Genomic DNA, 3,048 nt, shown 5'->3' on the forward strand with positions numbered 1-3,048 from the left:
TGTGTATAAGAGCCCGCCCCGCCCCTTCCCCAGCAGCTCCGCCTGCTCCCGCTTCAGCCGTTCGAACTCGCCCTTCACGTACCGGCGGAACTCCGTCGCCGGGAAAGGGGACGGCGTGGGGTGGTGCGTCAGGTCGCCCTGCCCCCAGCGGGCCGCGGTGATCTCGTCCCAGGCGGCGTGGGCGTAGACCTCCTGGAGGATTTCGGGGACGTCGGGCTCCGACAGCAGGTCCGCCTTCGTGGTCAGGATGTCGCGTATGGACCGCAGATTGGGCAGCAGTACGGTCGTCATCCACAGCCGCCACTCCGCCAGTTCCTCCTCGGTCGGCGGGCTGCCGTCGGGGCGCGGGTGGAGTTCGGCGAAGGTGCGGTAGGCGCGGTGGTTGGACTCGGCCAGGGCCAGGAGCGGGCCGTAGAACTCGGCCAGTTGGCGGTTCACCCGCGCCAGCCGCTCCTGCTGCTGTGCGAGGCGCAGGCCGTTGACGTACGTGACGAGATAGCCGGTGAACGCCAGCACGACGGTGACGATCGCCGGGGTCATGGCCGGAGTCATGGTGGGACGTTAGGGCGCCGCCGCGCGGCCGGGAATGGGGCGGGAACGACGGCGGGGCGGACCGGATGACCATCCGGTCCGCCCCAACCATACGAAGCCCCCCCCTCGGGCCCTGGCCGCGGTCCCCTACTTCACGCCCAGCATCTGCTCGATCGGGTTGAGGAAGAAGTAGACGAGGAAGCACAGCCCCACCGCGTTCAGCAGCCAGGGGATCTGCTTCGTCCGGCCGTCGGCGATGCGCAGGAGGATGAAGGCGAGGACGCCGATGCCGATGCCGTTGGTGATCGAGTACGTGAACGGCATCGAGATGATCGTCAGGAACGCGGGGATCGCGATCGTGAAGTCGCTCCAGTCGATCTCCTTGACGTTGGCCGCCATGATGAGGAAGCCGACGACCAGCAGGGCGGGCGTGGCCGCCTGCGAGGGGACGATCCTGGCGAGCGGGGTGAAGATCAGGGCCAGCAGGAAGAGGCCGCCGGTCATCACGTTGGCCAGGCCCGTACGGGCGCCTTCGCCGACACCGGCCGTGGACTCCACGAAGCAGGTGTTCGCGGAGGCGGAGCCGGCGCCGCCCGCGGCGACCGCGACGCCGTCCATCATCAGGATCTTGCCCATGCCCGGCAGCTGGCCGTTCTCGTCCGTGAGCCCCGCCTCCTCGCCGACGCCGATGATCGTGCCCATCGCGTCGAAGAAGCCGGACAGCAGCACGGTGAAGACGAACAGGCAGCCCGTCAGCCAGCCCACCTCACGGAAGCCGCCGAAGAGGCTGATGTGGCCGACGAGGCCGAAGTCGGGCGTGCCGACGACGTTGTCCGGCACCTGCGGGACGCTCAGACCCCAGCTCGTGTCGGGGATCGTGGCCAGCGAGTTGATGACGATGGCCACGAAGGTCATCACGACGATGCCGATGAGGATCGCGCCCTGCGTCTTGCGGACGATCAGGATGAACGTCAGCGCGAGCCCCAGCGCGAAGATCAGCACCGGCCAGCCGTGCAGCTGCCCGCCCTCGCCGAGGCCCATCGGCACGGTGGTGTGCGCGCCGTCCGGGTTGCGGGTGACGAAGCCCGAGTCGACCAGACCGATCAGCGAGATGAACAGGCCGATACCGATCGCGATGGCGCGCCGCAGCCCGTTCGGGATCGCGTCCATCACGCGCTGTCGCAGGCCGGAGGCGACCAGCACCATCAGCACCACACCGGCGAGCACCACCATGCCCATCGCGTCCGGCCAGCTCATCTTGGGCGCGAGCTGGAGCGAGACGACGGCGTTGATGCCGAGGCCCGCGGCGCAGGCGATCGGGACGTTGCCGATGACGCCCATGAGGATCGTGGTGAGGCCGGCCGTCAGCGCGGTCGCCGTGACCAGCTGGCCGTTGTCGAGCTGGTGCCCGAACTTGTCGTGCCCGGCCCCGAGGATGATCGGGTTCAGCACGATGATGTACGCCATCGCAAAGAACGTGGCCAGACCGCCACGTACCTCACGGGCGATGGACGAACCCCGCTCGCTTATCCGGAAGTACCGGTCGAGGGGGGAGCGGACCGGCTCGGGTGACGGCGGCTGCTGGGCGTCGACCGCGGGGGTGGCCGAGGAGGGCATACGTACCTCAGTCGTAGGGGGCCTGGGGGAGGCGGGGGAGACAGCTGGAAAGCGGATCGCGGCCGGGTGATCGCCGGCGCCCCTCCGGTTTCGAACCTTGGAGGATCGCACCAAACCACCCAGTCGTATCCAGTTCGATTCAGTATGAATAACCAAACGCGGAATTGCTATCTCCGCGCGTAGACCCCTATGGGACAAGGGCTCCACCGCACGTCGGCCCCGGCGTGGGTACGGACTAGGCTTTGCGTCATGACGAAGTGGACACCCACGCACGAGGCGCCGGAGCCCCTGGAAGGGCCCGTCGTCGCCACCATCACCGGCGGCACGATCCTGTGGTTCGTCCTCTTCCTCGCCCAGCTGCCGTTCTACGGCTGGTTCAGCGACCACGGTCACCTGTGGTGGCTCTGGACGTGCCTGGCCGGTGGCGGGCTGGGGCTCGTGGGCGTCTGGTACGTCCGCAAGCGCGACGCGGCGATCCGGCGGCACGTTGCCGCTGCGCGGGCTGCCGGGCGGGAGTCCTCCGCGCCGTAGTGGCTGGGCCCTCGCGCCCACCGGGGTGCCACTTGCGCTGCGCGCGCGGCTGCACGTCCGTGGGGGCTTGTCGCGCAGTTCCCCGCGCCCCTCAATGCCGCCTTCGAGCTCGGTGCGCCGCGTTCGTCCGGCGTCTGCGGGCCGGTGGGGACTTCTCGCGCAGTTCCCCGCGCCCCTGAAAAGCCGCCTGCGAGCTCGGCCCGCTGCGGCCGTCCGGCGGGTGCGGGTCGTCGCTGGTTGCTCGCGCAGTTCCCCGCGCCCCTGACGGGGCGCGCCCGGACGCGGACGTAGGCACCCCCTACCGGCAGCCGACGCCCACCGGGGTGCCACTTGCGCTGCGCGCGCGGCTGCACGTCCGTGGGGGCTTGT

The 3,048-nt window shown here is 69.8% G+C and carries 3 protein-coding genes; 1 reads left to right on the top strand and 2 read right to left on the bottom strand.

The features are described 5' to 3' along the window. Positions 1–552, bottom strand: a 552-nt coding sequence (locus K6I34_RS34430) for a hypothetical protein (RefSeq protein ID WP_374231099.1), incomplete at its 3' end; no start/stop codon positions are given. 126 nt (positions 553–678) lie between these two features. Next, positions 679–2,148, bottom strand: a complete 1,470-nt coding sequence (locus K6I34_RS34435) for an NCS2 family permease (protein ID WP_229331971.1) — start codon at positions 2,146–2,148, stop codon at positions 679–681. 249 nt (positions 2,149–2,397) lie between these two features. Here K6I34_RS34435 and K6I34_RS34440 point away from each other — a divergent pair, with 249 nt between their 5' ends. Then, positions 2,398–2,679, top strand: coding sequence for a DUF2530 domain-containing protein (locus K6I34_RS34440; RefSeq protein WP_229331972.1), 282 nt, complete (start codon positions 2,398–2,400; stop codon positions 2,677–2,679). The last annotated feature ends 369 nt before the right edge of the window (positions 2,680–3,048 follow it).

It is taken from the genome of Streptomyces sp. UNOC14_S4 (assembly GCF_020740835.1).
Taxonomy (GTDB): domain Bacteria; phylum Actinomycetota; class Actinomycetes; order Streptomycetales; family Streptomycetaceae; genus Streptomyces.